Annotated in this window: 19 protein-coding genes; 7 read left to right on the top strand and 12 right to left on the bottom strand. The window is 47.0% G+C overall.

Going from position 1 to position 19,166, the window contains the following annotated elements; all coding sequences use genetic code 11:
• Nucleotides 1-25: 25 nt before the first annotated feature.
• From IPL83_19355 to IPL83_19340, 4 genes are all read right to left on the bottom strand, one after another.
• A complete protein-coding gene (locus tag IPL83_19355; GenBank protein ID MBK9041279.1) occupies nt 26-1,015 on the bottom strand; it encodes a DUF1592 domain-containing protein in 990 nt (329 codons plus the stop codon).
• Between the two features lie 203 nt (nt 1,016-1,218).
• Nucleotides 1,219-3,264 carry a DEAD/DEAH box helicase gene (locus tag IPL83_19350; GenBank protein ID MBK9041278.1) on the bottom strand — a complete coding sequence of 682 codons (2,046 nt, stop codon included), beginning with the start codon at nt 3,262-3,264 and terminating at the stop codon, nt 1,219-1,221.
• Between the two features lie 93 nt (nt 3,265-3,357).
• Nucleotides 3,358-3,963, bottom strand: coding sequence for an alpha/beta hydrolase (locus IPL83_19345; protein ID MBK9041277.1), 606 nt, complete (start codon nt 3,961-3,963; stop codon nt 3,358-3,360).
• Nucleotides 3,953-4,183: an alpha/beta fold hydrolase gene (locus tag IPL83_19340; protein ID MBK9041276.1), complete on the bottom strand. Its 231-nt coding sequence runs from the start codon at nt 4,181-4,183 to the stop codon at nt 3,953-3,955. Before IPL83_19340 ends, IPL83_19345 begins: the two co-directional genes overlap by 11 nt.
• A 53-nt stretch (nt 4,184-4,236) precedes the next feature.
• Here IPL83_19340 and IPL83_19335 point away from each other — a divergent pair, with 53 nt between their 5' ends.
• Entirely contained in the window at nt 4,237-5,487 is a 1,251-nt protein-coding gene (locus IPL83_19335; protein MBK9041275.1) for a poly(A) polymerase, read from the top strand.
• A gap of 41 nt (nt 5,488-5,528) precedes the next feature.
• On the top strand, nt 5,529-5,792 hold the full coding sequence (gene tatA, locus IPL83_19330; GenBank protein MBK9041274.1) for a twin-arginine translocase TatA/TatE family subunit: 264 nt from the start codon (nt 5,529-5,531) through the stop codon (nt 5,790-5,792).
• Here tatA and IPL83_19325 read toward each other — a convergent pair.
• Together IPL83_19325 and IPL83_19320 are read right to left on the bottom strand one after the other, a co-directional pair.
• Entirely contained in the window at nt 5,789-6,763 is a 975-nt protein-coding gene (locus IPL83_19325; GenBank protein ID MBK9041273.1) for a glycosyltransferase family 9 protein, read from the bottom strand. The two genes, tatA and IPL83_19325, sit on opposite strands and share 4 nt — an antisense overlap.
• Nucleotides 6,763-8,823 carry a transketolase gene (locus IPL83_19320; protein MBK9041272.1) on the bottom strand — a complete coding sequence of 687 codons (2,061 nt, stop codon included), beginning with the start codon at nt 8,821-8,823 and terminating at the stop codon, nt 6,763-6,765. Before IPL83_19320 ends, IPL83_19325 begins: the two co-directional genes overlap by 1 nt.
• 200 nt (nt 8,824-9,023) lie before the next feature.
• Between IPL83_19320 and add the strand changes: the two genes are divergently transcribed.
• On the top strand, nt 9,024-10,043 hold the full coding sequence (add, locus tag IPL83_19315) for an adenosine deaminase (protein ID MBK9041271.1): 1,020 nt from the start codon (nt 9,024-9,026) through the stop codon (nt 10,041-10,043).
• A gap of 525 nt (nt 10,044-10,568) precedes the next feature.
• Complete coding sequence (locus tag IPL83_19310; GenBank protein MBK9041270.1) at nt 10,569-11,456, top strand: hypothetical protein; 888 nt, start codon at nt 10,569-10,571, stop codon at nt 11,454-11,456.
• A 295-nt stretch (nt 11,457-11,751) separates the two neighbouring features.
• Here the strand turns inward: IPL83_19310 and IPL83_19305 are convergent, their stop codons facing one another.
• From IPL83_19305 to nth, 6 genes are read right to left on the bottom strand one after another with little or no spacing between them, the layout of a single operon-like run.
• Complete coding sequence (locus tag IPL83_19305; protein MBK9041269.1) at nt 11,752-12,384, bottom strand: ATP-binding cassette domain-containing protein; 633 nt, start codon at nt 12,382-12,384, stop codon at nt 11,752-11,754.
• Entirely contained in the window at nt 12,356-13,477 is a 1,122-nt protein-coding gene (locus tag IPL83_19300) for an ABC transporter permease subunit (protein MBK9041268.1), read from the bottom strand. Before IPL83_19300 ends, IPL83_19305 begins: the two co-directional genes overlap by 29 nt.
• Complete coding sequence (locus IPL83_19295; GenBank protein MBK9041267.1) at nt 13,474-13,842, bottom strand: hypothetical protein; 369 nt, start codon at nt 13,840-13,842, stop codon at nt 13,474-13,476. Before IPL83_19295 ends, IPL83_19300 begins: the two co-directional genes overlap by 4 nt.
• Before the next feature lie 9 nt (nt 13,843-13,851).
• Nucleotides 13,852-14,931: a thiamine ABC transporter substrate-binding protein gene (locus IPL83_19290; GenBank protein ID MBK9041266.1), complete on the bottom strand. Its 1,080-nt coding sequence runs from the start codon at nt 14,929-14,931 to the stop codon at nt 13,852-13,854.
• 30 nt (nt 14,932-14,961) lie between these two features.
• Complete coding sequence (locus tag IPL83_19285; protein ID MBK9041265.1) at nt 14,962-15,453, bottom strand: DoxX family membrane protein; 492 nt, start codon at nt 15,451-15,453, stop codon at nt 14,962-14,964.
• Between the two features lie 36 nt (nt 15,454-15,489).
• A complete protein-coding gene (nth, locus tag IPL83_19280) occupies nt 15,490-16,179 on the bottom strand; it encodes an endonuclease III (GenBank protein ID MBK9041264.1) in 690 nt (229 codons plus the stop codon).
• 139 nt (nt 16,180-16,318) lie between these two features.
• Between nth and IPL83_19275 the strand changes: the two genes are divergently transcribed.
• The 3 genes from IPL83_19275 to elbB all read left to right on the top strand — a co-directional run bounded on the left by IPL83_19275 (nt 16,319) and on the right by elbB (nt 19,166).
• The gene (locus tag IPL83_19275; protein ID MBK9041263.1) at nt 16,319-17,410 is read left to right on the top strand and encodes a GNAT family N-acetyltransferase; all 1,092 of its coding nucleotides are present in this window, start codon (nt 16,319-16,321) and stop codon (nt 17,408-17,410) included.
• Complete coding sequence (locus IPL83_19270; protein ID MBK9041262.1) at nt 17,407-18,237, top strand: hypothetical protein; 831 nt, start codon at nt 17,407-17,409, stop codon at nt 18,235-18,237. The genes IPL83_19275 and IPL83_19270 overlap by 4 nt, the downstream gene beginning before the upstream one ends.
• A 278-nt stretch (nt 18,238-18,515) precedes the next feature.
• A complete protein-coding gene (elbB, locus tag IPL83_19265; GenBank protein ID MBK9041261.1) occupies nt 18,516-19,166 on the top strand; it encodes an isoprenoid biosynthesis glyoxalase ElbB in 651 nt (216 codons plus the stop codon).

Raw genomic sequence — 19,166 nt, 5'->3', positions numbered from 1 at the left:
TAGAATCATTGGCAAATACGACTCCTCACTCTATCAGAGCTCCAATTGGTAGATTATTTGAAAAGACATGTTCAAAAAATAATACTTCTGAATCATAGATATCCCTTTTAGTTATATCATTGAATTTGCTTTCGTTTGACGCCTGATAAGTTCCTTTGAATCCCAAAAACTGCGAGAGAAATTGAAAACTAAATCGCCTGAGATAATTGGGATTAGACAGTATTCTTCTCACATGCTGAATTCGAACCCCAGAATCTTGAATACGCCCGGACTGAATGTCTTTGGCCAATAAATCATCCGGAAGAGAAGACAAGAGAAAATAACTGAGTTTCTTTCCCAATTCTAGAGAGGTCATGATGTTCTGAGAATCATTATTGAGAAACTTAATATGAAAACTCAAGCCTGAAAAAAGAGCCCAAAGCGCGTCTTCGGTAGCCTGTTTGATATCGGCATCGCGCAGAATTGAGCTCGAGAATACACCGAGCAATTTTACTTTAACTGAGGCAATCTGCGATTCAGAGTAAATCTTATTAAGAGCTCTTTCAAGAAATTTGTCCAAAGCTGCTTTTGCACAATTCACATCAAGGCAATCACGAGTTATTTGCAACGTCAGGATTCTTGAAAAAATTTTTGCGATCTCCATTTTAGACTCAACGAAGTCAGCAGAGATGGATACTTTAGTATGGCTATCGAAACCATTTTCAGCTGTAGGAAGAGGTGCCTTTGAAGCTGCTTGAAATATTTCATTCAACTCAGTCTCAGAAAGAGATCGTGATAAAAGATCCTCAAGAGTATATGCGTACTGATAGGGCGTCAGTGATGCCATTTCGTATAAGGAAACTTCGCCATTTCGATCTTCACATTGAATTTTGCGGTCATTTTTAATTTTCTCGCCAAACATCTTTGAGTTAAATCCTGAGCCACAACCATTTCCGACTAGGATGGTAACGAATGCAATACTTACCCCTAATGCACAAAATCGAACCCATTTTGACAGAAATCCTAAATGTCCCATATTGACCCTTTAAGGTTGCAAAAAAAGGACCAATATTCCCATTTTATATATGAAGTGGCACTCTGTATGGATGCGGGGTCTTGGATATTCGGCTCTGTTTATCTTGTGATCATATGATATATCAGTGTCCGAAAAGTGCGAACAGACTCTATCCACTTGAGCATGGGATAGTCGCTATGTCACAAATAGAGAATCCCACGAAATCAAGAGCCGCCAAATATCTTTTTGAAGAAACCAGACACCTTTTTCCCAAGAGAATCTTTTGCCACAACTTGCTGATTTGTGGCCCGACGGGCCGGTGCGCTTGCTCCTCGCCCTTGTTGCCCGTGACCCTTGCGGGGACTGCTAGCACCATGAGATCCCCTGCCTTGCTGAGTGCGCTGATTTGGCCTTTGATCTTGAACTTGCCCCTGGCTTTGCTGACGGCGCTTGTCAGCACCGGGATGTCGACGAGAGCCACTGTTTCTGCCGGCAGCATCTCCTGTCTGATCTCCCACCTGCTGAGTATGCTCTCTGCCGCCTGAAGCATGACGCCCCCTTGAACGATCACGATGAGACTCAGTTCCTCCCGATGCAGCAAGAGAGGAGGAAGATGTCGCAGACGACGACTCCGCCTCAGTTCGAGGTCTATAAGCAGCGCTTGCTCCCACAGACCTTGTAGGTCGGCGCTGTTGGCTTCTTCCACCACGGGAGCCGTGCTTATCCTCTCCCCTTTCGGACCGTGCCTCACTGCCCATCCTTCCGCGGCCTTGTGGCGAAGCCCCTTCCTGTCGATCTTTTCCCTCATCATTCCTATTTGGATTGTCGTCAAGTTTCCGCTTGGCCCCGCCTCGACCCGGACGCCGAGGACCTCGACTCTCCCGCGGGCCACCTCCCGACGGCTTCCTATCAAATGGCTTCATTCGTGGCGGATAAGGAGACAACTCTCTCTCTAAAGGAAAGGGTGAAAATTCTGAAACTAAAAACTGATCATCAAGCCAGGCCATCTCAACTTTGTGGCCCAAATAATCCTCTATGCGACGAAGGGCATCCAAGTCTCGATCGCCAACAAAACTAAACGCCAATCCCTTTGCCCCGGCCCGGCCCGTTCGGCCAATCCGATGAACATAGTTTTCAGGATCATCTGGGAGATCGAAATTTACGACAATATCGACCCCAAGAACGTCCAAGCCACGCGCCGCAAGGTCGGTTGCCACCAAAATATTTCTTTCGTTATCGCTTTTAAATTGAGCCATCACCCGATTTCGCTGAGCTTGAGTCATCAAGCTTGAAATCCCAACTGCCGGAATACCATTGCGATTTAAAAACTGAGTGATCCTCTCTACATTGCGCTTAAAATTGCTAAACACAATGGCCTGACGAGGGACTTCTTTCTTTAGAATAGACAAAAGAAATCGGGGTTTGTCCTCCAAGCCAACATGAAAGATAACATCATCAACGTTCTCGGCCTTTGGTTGATCTTTACTGACGTTAATCTCTACCGGCTCCGAACCAAATTCATAACACACGTTGAGAACATCAAAATTGAGAGTCGCGCTGAAGACCAACAATTGGCGGTCTCTTGGGATTCGATTCAAAACATATTTCATGTCTTCCTTGAAACCCATATCAAACATGCGATCAGCTTCATCAAAAACCACCGCTCGAACTTGACGCAAATCAACGACGTGCTCTTTGTAGAGGTCTATCAGTCGCCCAGGTGTTGCCACCACAAATTCAACGCCGTGGCTGATCGCCTTCTTTTGCTTGTCGTAGGCCATGCCACCATAGATGGCCGTACCTCGCAGACCCGCTTCAGAACCAAATAATTGCACGGTTTCATAAACTTGCTCGGCCAATTCACGGGTCGGAACCAGGACCAACACATAGTTTGTTTTTTGCCAATCAACAAAAGCCCTCTTTTCGATTGGCAATATAGGCGATTCACCGTTGCTTTCGGCCTCGCTTTTATTTGGTTCCGCCGGCTTGCCTGCTGCACCCAATTCGGAGCGGATCTGTGCCTCAACGGCCTCGTCTCCATGAAGAGCCTTGCCGGCATTTTCAATATCACGCGCTCGCAGAATTCGCTCCATCAAGGGTAACACGAAGGCAGCGGTCTTGCCTGTGCCGGTCTGAGCCAGACCCGCAACATCCTTGCCTTCAGTGATAACCGGGATTGCCAGTTCCTGAACAGGAGTGCATTCGATATAATTTTGCTTTTGAATCGCCGCCACAAGGGTCGGATGAAGATCTAATTCTGAAAATTTCACTAACAGGACTTCCTCGTCTCTGACTCATATCGTCAATGTTTATGTGGCACTAGTATACGAAGGTCATGGTATTTGTCAAAGCACATGGCATATTCAAGTGGATTTATCTTGAATAAAAAAATCCTTGAGAGCCTGAATAAACAGAGCTGGTTGGTCAAAATGAACCCAATGTCCTGCTCCAACTATTTCCACCCCTCTGATAAAAGAACTGCTTTCCAATACACGTTGGAAGGTCCCTCTGGAAAGGTCCTCGCTCTGACTCCCTCGAATCCAGAGGGTCGGAGTTCGCAAGTTCCGAACCTGATCCCACCTCTCATAGGCTCTCCCTTCCTTGACACTCCCCAGAATGGCTTTTCTCGAAAAGCGCCAGTCAGCCGTCCCGTCCTGTTGTGCTTCAATATTTGTGTAAAAGTACTGAGAAAGCACCTCTCCCTTTTTCCCCTTCCCTATGATCTGAGGAAACTCATGATCAAAAAAGACCTTGGCCGCTTTCTTGTCCTGAAACGGGGTGGGAATCGAATTCAAGTAAAACTCAATCTTTTCGACTGCTTCTGGAGGGGAATCGGGGCCAATGTCTTCGATAACTAGTTTTTTAACGCGACTCGCAAAAGAGTGGGCAAATTGGAGAGCATTTCTTCCACCCAAAGAATGGCCCACCAGATAAATTCCTTCCTTCCATCCCAATTCATCAAGGATCAATTGTAAATCTCGAGTAGGCCTCAGGAGAAAATCCAAAATCAGGATGAAAGGATTTCCCATGGCCTCTTTGGTCAAAAACTAAAATATTGTATTGATCCTCAAAGGCCGGAACGATTTTTCTCCAATTGGCGGCAGATCCCATCAAACCGTGCAAAAATACGAGTTTGGGTGCGGAATCGGGCCCCGAAATTCGATGATGGAAATTTGCTAAATGACCCATATCCTTTCCTTCCTGTTTGACCCATCGTGCAAGTCGCGTCATTATGGCCACCGATGGAAGTTACTCAAAAGCCTTGTTTGCATCAAGAGTGGATTGATCCTGAGGCCCTAGATATTGTCAGATTGCTCCAAGACCGGGGGTTTACCACCTATCTGGTGGGTGGTTGCGTCCGAGATTTGCTTCTGAACAAGCAACCGAAGGACTATGACATAGCCACAGATGCTCGGCCTGGTGATGTGAGACGCCAGATTCGCAATGCGTTTATCATAGGCAAACGTTTTCGGTTGGTCCTCGTCAAAAGAGGGGATCAACAATTTGAAGTGGCCACATTCCGCCGAGATTTAAAAACAGATGAAGTCCTTCCCGATCATATTGAAAGTGGCGACAATCTTTTTGGATCCCCCGAAGAAGATGCCAATCGTCGGGACTTCACAATCAATGGACTCATGTACGATCCCATCAGCAATAAATTGCTGGATTTTTGTGGTGGCCTCGGCGACCTTAAAAACCAGACAATTCGAACGATTGGAGAGCCAAATCGTAGATTTAAAGAAGATCCAATAAGAATTCTCAGGGGGATTCGCCTCGCTCATCTCATAAGATTTAACATTGACCCTGAAGTGCGTGAAGCCATTCAAGCCAATGCGGCCTCTTTGGCAGACACCGCTCTCCCTCGTCGTCGTGAAGAGATTCTAAAATACCTTCGCATCGCTGACCCCGCGCAGCCCTTCTTGGAATCTTACGACCTTGGAGTTCTCAAGTATATGTCTCCTCACTTACACGAAGTCTTTTCTCACAAAGAAAGTGCCGATCTTTTTTGTCATTACCTGAGTCACATACATGATAAGCCAATCGACCAATCTGATCCTGTTCAGTTATTTGGAGCCCTTGTCCAAGCTTATTACCGAGCCACAATTAACCCAGATCCAAATCGAACAATCAGTACCAACCAAATCCTTGAAAATCCTGATATGATCAGTCTCATGCGTGGCGAGGTCGGCATGTTTAAGCAAGAACAAGGCATGGTTGCAAAAGCCCTTCACATGCAGTCTATTCTTCGAAAAAGGGCGGATTTTGAGCGCCGTGGCGAACGCCGCCAAATGGCCGTTCTGCAAACCGAGGCCTTCCACCTGGCGCTTCAGTTTTCTTCCCGAGAATACTCGCTATCAGGGGAGGATTGGCTTTACTGGGCCCAAAACTTCGAAAAATCACGGGATAAAATAGGTGAAGCACAAATTAAAAGTCGAAGAAACAGATGGCGAAGCAACCGAAGGCGAACCGAGCGAAAGCCCCAGGAACTTTAAATCTATCTGCCTCGAAACAAAATTAAAGAAGGAATTTTTTTATGGGTTTTTCATTTCTGCACATACTCATTATTGTTCTTATTCTCGTGGTTCTTTTTGGGCCAAATAAGATTCCAAAAATCGGTAAATCCTTGGGTGAAGGTGTTCGCAATTTTAAGAAAGCTCTTTCTGAGGAGCCAGAAATTGACGTCACTCAATCCATTAAAAAACATCAAGTCGAAGAAAACCAAGGTTCAGATTATTCACAAGATGTATCTGATTCTTTTTCTTCAAAGAAAGAAAAAACGACCTCAAATAAAAGCTAAGCCTTAGAGGGACAGGCGAGCTGTTCTGCCAGGTCTAGGACTTCTTCGGCTCTGATCACGTTCAAACATTTCCTGTCGAAGGGGCACGAGCGATTTTGGTTACATGGCCGGCAAGAAAACTCGCGCTCAACTGACCTGACTCCCAAACCCAAGCCAAGGCTCAAGCTCAATGGCGCATATTCCTTCGCTAACGTAGGCCCATAGACTCCCAGACAAGGGACTCCCAAAGCAGCCGCCAAATGCATAGGACCACTATCAGGGCCGATAAATAACTCCGCCTTGGGCAATATTGCCTTCAACTCAAAAATGCTAAACGGAAGATAGGCGGCCTTGCCGTCCGCCTTTTTTTTGAGCGCCTCAAGAGCGATAGTGGAGGTCCCTAACAGCAACACCCATCTATTTTTCTTTGTTAGACCCGCAATAATTTCTAAGACCAGAGATTCAGGCAAAGACCGAATCGGATTTGAGGCTTCGACATGAACGACCACCATCCCGGTTCGATCCTTCCCATGGTGAACAAACCACTCGTTCAATTCTGTGTTCAAAGGAATTGCAGAGAGACTTGGGTTTTTGTTTGGATCGCAACCCAAATGTTGAACAATGGGACGATAGTCTTTCACAATATGACCATAAGAATTCTTTGAAAACTGTCTCGTATAAATGTTTGAATACTTCAAGCGCCGAATCCAATTTTGATATCGGCCAATTTTTTCTCTCGACTTAATTTTTTTTACCAAAGCTCGGCTCACCGACGAGGAATCAAGATCAATCACCCTTTCATATTGAGAAGCCAAGCTTGTTTCGTCGACCTCTGTGATATTGTGCTCTCCGATAAAAAGTCCACGAAAAGCTTTTCTTAAGAAAATATCAACGGGACCCTGAAGGGCCGCCCCCGTGACCACAGACGCCGCAGAAACAACATCACCCAGATTGGCCGTATGGATAAATAATGTCCGGCCCTGTGACTTCATCAAATTTCCAGGGCCGCTTGCACGATCGCCTTCGCGTCCATTCCGTGCTTCTGATAAAGTTGACCGGCCTGATATCCACTCTGTCCAAAACCACCTTGAACTCCGATTGATTTGAGTTTCAAATCAATTCCTCGCAAAAGGAGAGATTGGACTAGAATAGCCCCCATGCCTCCTACCAATTGATGATCTTCAACTGTAATCAAGCGTCCTTCACTCAAACGAAGACAATCTGCAAACAAAGCGAGGTCCGGCTTATTCAAGCAAGAGGGATTCACCACCGAGCTCCTGATTCCCAGTGCCTCGAGCTCTTTGGCCGCCTTCAGGGCCTGAGAAAGCAAAGAACCTCCCGCACAAATTGTAACCACTTTTTTTGACCCCGCTGTTTTTTCGCTTTCATAAATCAGTTGCCCCTGTCCCAAACGATACGAAGTGGGCTCCAAGCCATAGTTCAACGGAAAGTTTTCGCGTCCCAAAAAGAAGAGAGTCGATGGCGGAACTTCTCCAGCCCTTCTCATAGTCACAAAGCGGTCGATAGCCTGAGTGACCAAGGCCTCGGCCTCATCACTGCAGGTCAGCGCATAGCACTCCACATCAGGAATTGAAGCTGTCATCGAAAGCCAACTCAAGGCCTGATGGGAAGCTCCATCAGCGGCATCCTGAAAGCCCGTATGAGAAAAAAAGGCAATGACGGGAGCCTGGGACAAAGAGGCCATCGTCAATGGCAAAGCTCCCTTTGTGACACCGAATTGCGCAAAGGTGTCGACAACCGGAATAAAGCCTTCCTTTGAGAGACCGGCGGCCATGCTGATCATATTGGACTCGGCAACCCCCACATCTTGAGTGCACTCTGGAAAGGCCTTCTGAAAGTCACGAACCCCTGTTGATCCGGCAAGATCCGAAGAAATTGAAAAAAGAGGAAGACCTTCTTTTCGTTTCTTGATGAGAGCTTGACTGACACCTTTTTGAATTTTTTCGCTCGGAACAACTGGAGCGGGGGATGAATTGGAAACTGCAGCTTTTTTATCTTTTTGCTGCTGTTGTTGCTGGACCATTTCCTGGGCCCATTCTAAAAATTCCTCCGGAACTTTGGCTCCACTGTAAATCTCCTCAATGAAGGCTTTCAGATCCTTCGCCTCCGTTAAAGGAAACCCATGTCCGCCGCTGGAGCTCTCCTCCACTTTTTTGACTCCATAGCCCTTGATTGTCTTGGCGATGATCGCAATCGGCTGCCGAGGATCACTCTCTGCTGTTTGCATGGCTTCTTCGAGGAGACTCACACAATTCTGAAGATTGTGAGGATCTGTTAAGCGAAGGACCTTCCAGCCCAAGTCGTCCAGCGAATCAAAAGTCGGCTGCATGCTAAAAGAATCTGCATCAATTCGACCCGTCAGTTTTGTGTTATTGTCGCTGATCACCAAAATAAAGGGGGCCATTTTTCCAATTTTCGCTAGTCCCGGGATCGCGGCCAAAGCCTCGCGCGCCTCGCCCTCCATGCAAGCACCATCGGATATTGCAGCAAAAGTTAAGCGTCTCTTTTCTGCCAGACAATCAGCATAGGCCAAGCCTTGCGCCTGAGGAAGACTGGACCCCAGAGGGCCGTTCGAAAGATAAACTCCCTCCGGAAAGAGATGAGACTCTCCGTGACCTGTTAACTTGCTCTCGATCGAGCGAAATCCCTTGAGTTTAGTTAGATTGAGGTCTGCAAAATGATAGTTGGCCTTGAGAGCATAAATCCCATTCTCACAGTGTCCCGCATCATTGATGATGTGGGCCACTTCATGCCACGGTACCCCAGATTTTCGAGAGCGATGAAAAACAAGACCATAAACGGCCCCCATCAATTCTGCGAAAGCCGATGGCCCGCCAAAATGGCTGGCGGCTCCTCCCAACACAGCCTGCATGTCCATCAGTGAAACCAGGGCACGGGTTGACCGGGGATCTACCATTTCGACTTTTTCGCCATTTTTAAGGCTGATTTGAAGTGGCCATTGAGGAGTTCCTTGTGGAGTTGGAGCCAGAAGGTTCTTGAGAGGAATGGGAGTCAACTTCGATTGAGACATGAATTCGCCTTTGGTTTTAAATTAAAATAAATATCAGTGAAACAGGGACACACCACCGGATCATTCAGAATTGCAGATTTTTAATAGACAATTCTCAGGTAAGAATCCAGCTATTTACCAATTATAGCTGTCCAGGATACCGTTTGACTCATTGTGTTATTATTTCTCCCTTGAGCCTTGAGATCACGGCCTCTAATCTGATGCAAATGAATATACAAGAAATGCCAAAAGTTGATCTTCACCGCCACCTCGAGTTGAGCCTTCGTCACTCGACTCTCCGAGAACTTGCCCCGCACAGCGGAATCAAGATCCCCAATGATCAGGTTTTTGCCGAGCGTTTTTTGATCACAGAGCCCATGACCAACCTGGGCGCCGTTCTTAACAAGTTTTTGGACACTCAGGTCCTATTAAATTCTCCTGAAGTTCTTGAGAGAATCACATATGAGTGCTGTTTCGACGCCTTTCATATCGAAGGAATCCGTATTCTTGAATTGCGCTACTCCCCCACATTTGTGCGCCAAGGCCATGAAGACATGTCGTTCCAGAACATTCACGATGCCATTTTCAAAGGGATGAATCGAGCGACGAAAGAACTCCCCATGGCCGTTGGCTTGATTTGTATTATCCAAAGAATTTTACCCGTCAAAGAAGCTGAACTTGTCACTCAATTTGCCATCGAAAACAAAGACAGCTTTGTAGGTCTCGATCTCGCTGACAATGAAGAAGGTTTTGATTCAAAACCCTTTGCTCCCTTTTTTCATTTGGCCGCAAAGGCGGGACTCGGTATCACGGTTCACAGTGGTGAAGCCAATCTGCCAAAGGCCCCTCGTTATGTGAAAGAAGCCATTGAGCACCTGGGCGCGAAGCGAATTGGCCATGGAGTTCAGGTTTATCGCGACCCAGAAATAATGGATTATCTCGCTCGAAATCAAATTCCTCTCGAACTTTGCCCAACTTCCAATTGGCTGACCCAGGCCGTTCCTTCTTTGGCAGAACATCCCATCAGAAAGATAATGGAAGCTGGAGTTTTAACGACAATCAATACCGATGACCCAGGGATCTTTAATATTGACCTCGTTCACGAATATCAAACTCTTCTCACCCATCACCACTTTACAAAGGCGGAGTTTGACCGATGCAATGATATTGCCGCACAGGCGAGTTTTATCAATCAAGAGAAAAAGCAAAAGGTCTGGCCTCGTCCGATTGCCAAAAATTAATTTAACAGGTGTAAACTGGCCTGCTTGATTGTTGTTCCAGACTCCACGGGAGCCTTGCTGAACTAAATCTCAGGAGTCCAGGATCTTCAAACATGCGTCCGGCAGCAGCGCTCCCTTTGTGAGCACTGCACCAAGCCGAACTCGATCCTGAAATCCTGAGATTTAGTCAGCCGGCTCCGTGTGTCTTGGATACAACAGATTCACCCAAGGCTTGTGGGCCAGCCACTATATTAAAGTAAAGAAACTTTCGAACGACCTGAGAGAGGAAAATACCTCGCCAACTCATGGGATTTAAGTCCGCCTCACCAACATCCTCGTGGGCCAGTACATAACAGATGGACAATCTGTCACATGATTGTGGTTTTTTGCCTACATTTAGTCCCATTCTGGCTAGACCTTTGTTTGACGCCTCTTTTCTTTGTACGAAATCAGTTGATGACAGACAAAAGATGAATAACCCTGATCCGGCGATCCAGATATTAAAAACGGGTTTTTACCCTTACGTTATAAAAAGGAGACTTTGGTATGAAATCTCTCACAGCAACACTTGCGGCTTTGGGTTTGACCCTTGCTGCTCATGCAACAACCGACATCAAATCCGAGTACTTTTATCAGGCAGATACAGATGCAAACGTTCTCACTCCTGCACTGAACTACAACAGCAATAGCAATTCAGTAAAAGGCAAAGTGAGTGGAGCAACAACTAAGACTGATACCACAGGCCAAAATCTCAACTTGGCTTATGAGCGTGGACTCACCGAGATGTACGCCGTCGGCGCCAATCTCGGCTATACTACCAGCAAACAGGAAGTTGGAACTGCAGAGACCGACACCAAAGGTCTGCAAGACATTCAGATCTTTGCAAAAGGCCGCTATGCCTTCGTCGAGGGCAGCAGCATGCACTACGGAGCCGAGCTCTATTTCAGTCCAAGTGAAAAGCAAATTGACAACGCAAATAAAGAAGAAGATGCCATGTCTGGCGGAAACTCACTTCGTCCTTGGGCTGGTTATCAGTGGCTGATGGGTTCTCATGTGCTTGGAACCAAGCTCTCCACTGATTTTCTACTGGGTGAAAAATCCGTGAAAGTAAAAGGTGCAGCCGCCGCAACTAAGTACAAAGGCGGCGAAGCAACGAAATTGGGCGTCTTTTATGAAATCCCTCACGAAATGGGTGCTGTCGGTTTTGAGGCCTTTTACTCGTCTACCGCTGAGACAAAAACTGGTTCTACAGTTGCCGCTAACGGTTTCAACATGATGGGTCTTGGAGTTTACAGCCCCTATCGTTTCTCCGAAGCTGCCACGGTCATTGGCGATCTCAAATGGTCACAGCGGGCTTCCAGCAGCGTTGGTGAAACGGACGTTGATTCAAGTTCTGATCTTTCACTCAATGTTGCCGGTCGATTCATGTTCTAGTGACATCTTTTTCGCTAAAGAGCGAAAACAAAAAAGGCGGCTCAAAAGGCCGCCTTTTTTTTCGTCTTTAATACAGCGCCAGCTTGCAGGCCTTCGGTGAATTTGTTGTTTCAAACTCTAAGGCTGCCTTGCTGAACCAAAGCTCAGGCATTCAGGATCGAGTTCGGCTTGGTGCAGTGCTCACGAAGGGAGCGCTGCTGCCGGACGCATGTTTGAAGATCCTGAATGCCTGAGCTTTGGTTCAGCAAGGCACCCCTGGAGTCTGTCTGGAACAACCATCACCAAGCTAGCCCCCTTAAACCAACCTCCCCTTTTCAACCCTCACAACCACCGCATCCATCGCCTGAATGTCCTCTTTGTCATGAGTAATCAATAAACTCGGTACTTTGAATTCACCGATCACTCGCTTCACAAGCTCGCGGGCTTCTGCCCTAAGGTCTGTGTCTAGGGCCGAAAAGGGTTCATCTAAAAACAAAAATCGAGGGCGCCCCGCCAAGGCCCGGGCAATGGCAACTCGCTGCTGCTCCCCTCCCGAAAGAAGCTGAGCCTTTCGCTGCCAACAGTTTTCGAGACTCAAAGAATTTTTCAAGTGCTCCAGATCTTGAGCTCTCTCTGATTTTGGAATTTTTCTCGCCTCTTGCGAAAATTGGACGTTTTGTTCTGCTGTCATGTGAGGAAAAAGATCATAGGACTGAAAGACCACCCCCAGTCTCTTGGCCGACATGGGAAGCTGGGCTAAATCAAGGTCTTCAAATATCCAACGCATCCCGGGACAGGGCTCAAGACCGATCATCAGTCGAAAGATCGAAGTTTTACCGGCCCCTGAGGGCCCCCAAAGAGCGGTGATTCCCTGATCAGAAATCTTCCATTCAGGAATCTCAACTTGAAAATTGCCATAATCACGAAAAAGATTCTGTACGACAGACACGGCCCAAGCCTCCAAACCCCAATAAGCAGCTCATTCCGACAACCAGTAAAATAGAATTGAGAGCTGTTGCTAAATCCAAATGATAAGAAGTCATATAGCCCTTAATCGCAAGAGCCAAAGTTGTATTGTTTTCGACGACCAAAGAGGAAAGTGCATAATCACCACAAGCCCAAAGCGAACTCATTCCAGCCAACCACCAAAACTGCCGACAAATCTGAGGAAAAACAATTTTGTCAAAAATGGCCCACCATCCCGCTCCCCCTAAGCGAGCGACAATCACTTGATTCTGAATGGCCACGAGAAGTCCTCTTGCCAGCATTCGATACAAGGATGGAACCACAAGAAGGGCCAAACCGCAGATCAGTGAAAGATGAATACCGAGCCAACCTTCAACACCCAAAAGCAAGAAGGCAAACCCCGTTAGCACCGTGCTCGGCGCCGTGTAGCCAACCAAAAAGCGATCCAAACCAAGGTGGGGACTTAAGCCCGCAACCAACATGAGAAGAATGAGCACCAGCAGTCCTGTTCCAATCCCGACGATCAAGGTTCCACCCAACAGCAGGGGTAGCTCCGCCAAAAGAACAGGGGAGTTCAACAGGTAACCCCAACCACGGATCAATCCAAAAAACTGACCCCCAACTAAAAAGAGGCTCACAAATAAAGGGATTCCAAAAAGAGAAGGAGCACGCAAGCCTGTCAGATTGGGCTGACGACTGATTTTCCCTGTAAAATTTTGCCTAACCCCAAACGAGAAAAAAAATAAAATAAATATCTGTAAGAGTCCTAACAAGACGGCCTGAGACCAGTCTCCACTCAAACGAATTTTTTCGTAAATCAATACTTCAAGTGTAACCCCCTCTGAACTGCCGAGAATCAGGGGAATCGAGAAGCTCGCAAAAAAAAGAGTGAACAGATAAAAAGACAAAGAAATAAGATCGGTTCGCAAATAGGAGAAAACTCCGCTCTGAAGCATCTTCCACCGAGAAGCCCCCTCAATCCAACTCAACTCGATCATGGGACCTAGCTTCGATTCAATCACTCGAGCTAAGACAACAGAAGTAAGGCCGAGATTCATCAAAACATTGACGCTCACAATTCCCCACAGCCCAAATGGCTCAAAGTGAAAAATGAAGCGATATTCAAGAATGGCAAAATCACAAACAGAGGAGGAAGAAGGCTGGGAAGGAGAGCGAAGACTTCTGAGACAGATCGCAACTTCCCCTTTGAGAAGGAGATAAGCCCCAATGCCCCGACCGATCCCAAGATCATTGCAAACAAAGAACTGAGAAATGCCTGAATCATCGTAAAGGAAAGAGACTCAAGCAATTCGGCGTGATCGGGCCAATTCCAAGATTTTGCAAAGCCAATGATGACAAGAACTGGAAAAACGAGAAAAAGACCCAGTGCCACGCGCAAAAGAGACCGGAAGCCACAAATCCCTGAGAACCTAGCGTTCACTCCAGGTCCTCATTTCTTGACCCTCGTTTTTAAAGTGTCCACGAACTTTTTTGCCCAATTGGTCTCGCTCTTATCGTAACCGTCATAGGAGTCCCACGAAATCAGTGGGTACTCTGCCATCTCAGCAAATACGCTGGATTCTTTCACTCCCGTCACAACCGGCAACATAAAGTTCTTTTCCATCAATATTCGCTGCGATGCGGGCTCAAGTAGGAATTGAATAAATCGCTTTGCTTCCCAGCAGGTCACACAGTGAACGGGAATTCCCGCCAACTCCACTTCAAAGGGGTGGGGTTCATTGAAGACAGCGGCTTTATAGCTCTCGTCCTTTTCTACCAAACGATGATAAAAAGGCGAGGTCGCATAAGTAAAAGTCAGCTTCGCGTTTTTACTTCGAAAGAGACCGTAGGAAACACTCCAACTCGGACTCAGCGGAAGCAAGGCGTTCTTGAGCCAATCTATGCGCGAGTTTGAAAATTGCCCCGTCTCCTTGTCCCAAGCCCAGAACGATAAATAGTTGCCTGGAGTGCTGAAGCGAGGGTCTTGCGCTGAAATTGATCGCTTGAATTCGGGACGCGCCAGATCCTCCCAGGATCTCGGAGGATTGACCTCGCCCTCGCGATAAACAAAGGTCATTGGAGCCCAATTGTATGGAACCAATTTATATTGATTGAGCGACGCCACTTTGCCAAAAAAATTCAACTCTGGAACCATAGAGACTTTCTCTGGATAAGCCCAATTCTGCCAATTGAGTTCTCGTTGTGCTTTTTCGTGATGAAGAAGGCTTATTCCCAATACCAAATCTATTTGCTTCTCGGATACTGATTTTAATCGTTCTACCATCAGGGCCGAATCGCCCCCATCCACGAACTCAACATCCGAACCGAATCTTTTTTCGTACTCAGCCTTCAAGAGAGGCCCTGGCCCGGTGGGCACAAAAAAGGAAGAATACGTCATCACCCTCACGACAGTGCGATAGGCCACCGGATCCTCGGATCGACGGGCGATGCCATAGAGCACCCAACCCAACAGGCCCAATCCAAGAACCACGATACTTACAGCAATAACAAAAGATGATATTCGTTTCATTGAAACAAGACCTCGGCAAAGTTCATAGACTTACCACCAAATACCGCGCTGACGCTTGTAGAAAAAATAATCCATTCCCATACAGCGCCCCGCACCCACCCACCACATCATCATGAATATCGCCAAAAAAAGACGGTGCAGATCGCCGACAAAAGGACCTGTCTGATAAAACAGATTGGCCGTGAGAAAAATTCCAAGAAGAGCCGTAGGCCTGACAAAAAAACCAATAATAAAACAAATCCCTATTGCAAATTCACAGTAGGTCACTAAATAAGCAAAAATTTTCCAATTGGGCACGACAATTGATTCCAAAACATCCTTATACCACTCAGGCGCCTGACTCACTGGCAACCATTCATCAATGGACCGACTGAGTATGGGCTGTACGAGAAAATCCCCATCAAAATGCTCCATGGCTCGATTAAAAAAATAATAACCCGTATAGACTCTTAAAAAAGCCACGGGCAGCATATGCCCCACGTACTTCATGCTCTCAAAAAATGAAACTATCATAGCGGCCATCTTCCCCCATCGAAGTGAGACGTGTCAATTGCGCCTTCATAACCGACGCGGGCAAAGTTCAAACAGGAAACATTTTTCACAATTCGGTTTTCGAGCTCGACAAACCCTCCGCCCATGCCAAATCAACCAATGAGGCAGCAAAATCCAGTATTCCTGAGGAACAAGACTCATCAGTTCCCGTTCAATTTTCTCTGCCTGCTGAGCAGCGACCAATCCCAATCGATTTGCTAGGCGAGTCACATGGGTATCAACCACAATTCCTGAAGAAATTCCAAACGCGTTGCCCAGAACAACATTCGCCGTTTTTCTTCCAACTCCTGGCAGTCTGACCAATTTCTCCATGTCCGGAGGAGCCTTCCCTCCAAAATCCTGAATCAAAAGCTGACAGCACTTCTGAATGTTTCGGGCCTTATTTCGAAAAAAACCCGTGGGTCGAATATCTTTCTCAAGCTCAGTCAGTTCCGCAAGAGCAAAATCCTGAGGAAAAGGATATTTAACAAACAGCTTTTTTGTCACCTGATTGACTCGTTCATCCGTACATTGGGCACTGAGAATGGTTGCAATGAGCAGTTGTTCTGGATTCTCATGATCGAGAGCACAATGGGCATCAGGATAATATCGAATAAACAACTGGATGATGTCGTTCAAGCGCAGACGCCTTTTCTCTTGAGACTCAAGTCTTGCTCCTGTCCTGACACTTCCTTTCAAATTGAGTTTCTTCTTCATTTTCTTGTCTCCAATTGACATGGGTTAATTGCCGCCTCGTCCGAAGTCAAGGCTCGCCTCTCTCCCCAAGTCCGGATTTCAATTGATTTATACACGTCGCCAACGGGTCCCAGCTACAATGGAATGGGAGGATAGAAGCATGGAAGGACCACGGCCCCCACAGCCAGCAGAGTTCAATGAAATTCTTGACTTCCTTAACAACAATCTTCGACCCAAAGCCACATGGTCTATCAGTCAAGAATATCCAACTGCCCTGAATTCAGAGAACATGAACAACATTCGAATTATCAAAGCAGAGGGAAAAATTGCAGCTCATGCTGTTGTCCAATACAGCATCACGAAAACTGTCGCTGGCCTATTTAAAGTCGGAGCCATTGGAAGTGTCGTCACAGATCCCGAATTTCGAAACCAGGGATTAAGCAAACAAGTGATCAATGAGTGCGCCGAAACCGCCCGTCAAAACGGTTGCGACTTTGCCGTCCTATGGACAAATCTCTACGACCTTTACCGAAAGCTCGGTTTTGAACTCGGAGGGACGGAACTTGCCCTCATCATTGAAAAGAACTTTGAACCACCGCAAAACAATTTGCGATTCATGGACACTCTTCGAGTCGCACCTGAGGCTCTTCTCAGATTGTATGCTCAGCACAGCCTGGGAGCCATTCGAGTCGCCGATGACTTCCGTCGCTATCTGAACATCCCCAACACCCACCTCTACACTGCATGGGATGAGAACAACACCTTAAAGGCCTATGCCGTTGAGGGCAAAGGCGCGGACCTCGTCGGATATATTCACGAGTGGGGTGGGGGCGTCTCAAGCCTTCTTCCCCTATTGGCTCACATACGAAAAGTAAAATCCTCAAGCATCACTCTCATATGTTCTCAAACGGCTGAGAATCTCTGTCGACAACTGCAAGCATATGGGGCCCTCTGCAATCGGGGATTTCTCGGAATGTTCCGAATTCTCAATGCTAAAAATATGAGTTTCAAATTGCGCCGCTATGCCCGTCAGCTCGGTCATGACGATTGGATCTTTGATTTCAAAGATGGAGCCTACTACCTCGGCACACCCAATAAACTTTTTAGGACTGAAAGCGAACAAGACATTATCAAACTTCTGTTTGGCCCCCTCAAGGCCTCAGAACTTGAGGGGTTTGACAAAGCCACAGCCGAAATGATCGAAGAAGTATTGCCTCTTCCGTTTTGGATTTGGGGATGGGACTCTGTGTGATTTTTCATGAAGCAACCACAAAAAGTTTTCGCGGCTATGCCATGATTCAGATGATTTCGGCACTCATAATGATAGGCCTCATCCTCTGGCTGACCTCCTGCACGAAAGACCCTGAAGCAAAAAAGGCCGAACTCGGACCCGTCGCAAGTGTCGAACAGGTGAATAAAGCCTTAACAAATGCCATGGAAGGACGCTTTCCATTAGAGACTAGGGTCGGAGATCAAGCCCTTTATGAAATCAATCAAAGGGTAGAAACCAACGACGTGGTTAAGCTCAAAGATATCCTCACCGAAGTCAAAGCCCGCGAAGAAAGTGAACATTTCATCTTGTACCGACTCGATGAAATTTCATTGACCTACGATGGAGATCAAACGAGCACCTTGCGCAAAGAGATCGAATGGCGAATCGCAAAAATTCAGCTCCCCGAAATGCCTTCTGCAGGAATCTCTCCCGCCCCTCATTTTCATCGACTGTTGTCTCTTGAAACTTCAAATGCTGACAAAGCACCTCCCGTCACTTTTCACAATCTCAAGATTGTTTCCGATATTCGCCCTGTGCCATCGGCAGTGGCGGCAGATTCCCAGTGTCGCAATCTGAATCCCTGCCAACTCAAGGTGACTGAGGTTTCATTTGACTTTGTTGAGTGGCCTGCGCCAAACGACTGGAGGACAACCCAATACCGCTACATCTATTCTTCTGATACCCCTTACCCAGCGCACTTGATTTTACTTTGTGTCAAGCAATTGGTGGACACAGCCTCCCGGGACTATTTTGTCTCCCAGTGCCAAGTGCTGAAAGATTTTCTGGCGGGACCGAAGACTCCTTGAACTGGCCCACTTGATTGTTGTTCCAAACTCCAAGGGTACCTGGCCGAACCAAATCTCAGGAGTCCAGGATCTTCAAACATGCGTCCGGCAGCAGCGCTCCCTTTGTGAGCACTGCACCAAGCCGAACTCGATCCTGAACCCCTGAGATTTGGTTCGGCCAGGTACCCTTGGAGTTTGGAACAACAATCAAGTGGGCCAGTTTAAAGAAGGCTTGCCCCTCCTCCCAATTTAGATCAGATTATGTCCAGAATCAGAACCCTTTACTGGAGTGATTACTCGTGAAAAAAATTGCTGTGATACTGGCTGGCTGTGGATCAAAAGATGGAGCTGAAATCACTGAGGCCGTGAGCACACTGCTCACCCTGAGTGAACTCAAGGTAAAATTTGATATCTTCGCCCCTGATGTCGAGATCAGTGTCACCAATCACCTGAATGGGGCCATCTCAAATGAGACCCGCAATGTCCTCGTTGAAGCGGCCCGCATTGCTCGCGGACAAATCAAAGACCTCGTTCACTTGAAGACAGATGATTATGATGGAGTGGTTTTTCCCGGAGGCTATGGAGTCGCCCGCAGCCTCTGCACTTGGGGCAAAGATGGAGCCAAATGTGAGGTCCTTCCCGATGCCAAAAGAGTGGTTGAAGAATTCTACTCTCAGGCAAAACCGATTTGTGCTATTTGTATTGCTCCAGCTCTTATTGCAAGGGTCTTAGGACAATTTGGAATTAACCTGACTCTCGGACAGGATTCTGAGGCCTCTCTTGAAGTCACTAAAACAGGCGCCTGCCATGTCAAATGTGCGGCAACCGACTACGTGAGCGATCGCGAATCAAAAATTATCACAACACCGGCCTATATGTGCGATGCCACTCCCTTCGAGGTCTACACTGGAATTCGAAAGGCTCTGCATGAAATGGTAGAAATGGCTTAG

The organism is Bdellovibrionales bacterium (genome assembly GCA_016716765.1).
Classification (GTDB): Bacteria; Bdellovibrionota; Bdellovibrionia; order Bdellovibrionales; family UBA1609; genus JADJVA01.
Note: the sequence above shows the minus strand (reverse complement) of the source record. Positions and strands in the feature narration are given on the sequence as shown.

Excerpts from the sequence above, each read along its gene's own strand:
- IPL83_19340 (MBK9041276.1), bottom strand. The coding sequence starts at position 4,183 with ATGGGTCATTTAGCAAATTTCCATCATCGAATTTCGGGGCCCGATTCC.
- IPL83_19355 (MBK9041279.1), bottom strand. The coding sequence starts at position 1,015 with ATGGGACATTTAGGATTTCTGTCAAAATGGGTTCGATTTTGTGCATTA.
- IPL83_19285 (MBK9041265.1), bottom strand. The coding sequence starts at position 15,453 with ATGGCCGCTATGATAGTTTCATTTTTTGAGAGCATGAAGTACGTGGGG.
- IPL83_19325 (MBK9041273.1), bottom strand. The coding sequence starts at position 6,763 with ATGAAGTCACAGGGCCGGACATTATTTATCCATACGGCCAATCTGGGT.
- tatA (MBK9041274.1), top strand. The coding sequence starts at position 5,529 with ATGGGTTTTTCATTTCTGCACATACTCATTATTGTTCTTATTCTCGTG.
- add (MBK9041271.1), top strand. The coding sequence starts at position 9,024 with ATGCAAATGAATATACAAGAAATGCCAAAAGTTGATCTTCACCGCCAC.
- IPL83_19335 (MBK9041275.1), top strand. The coding sequence starts at position 4,237 with ATGGAAGTTACTCAAAAGCCTTGTTTGCATCAAGAGTGGATTGATCCT.
- IPL83_19320 (MBK9041272.1), bottom strand. The coding sequence starts at position 8,823 with ATGTCTCAATCGAAGTTGACTCCCATTCCTCTCAAGAACCTTCTGGCT.
- IPL83_19275 (MBK9041263.1), top strand. The coding sequence starts at position 16,319 with ATGGAAGGACCACGGCCCCCACAGCCAGCAGAGTTCAATGAAATTCTT.
- nth (MBK9041264.1), bottom strand. The coding sequence starts at position 16,179 with ATGAAGAAGAAACTCAATTTGAAAGGAAGTGTCAGGACAGGAGCAAGA.
- IPL83_19310 (MBK9041270.1), top strand. The coding sequence starts at position 10,569 with ATGAAATCTCTCACAGCAACACTTGCGGCTTTGGGTTTGACCCTTGCT.
- IPL83_19290 (MBK9041266.1), bottom strand. The coding sequence starts at position 14,931 with ATGAAACGAATATCATCTTTTGTTATTGCTGTAAGTATCGTGGTTCTT.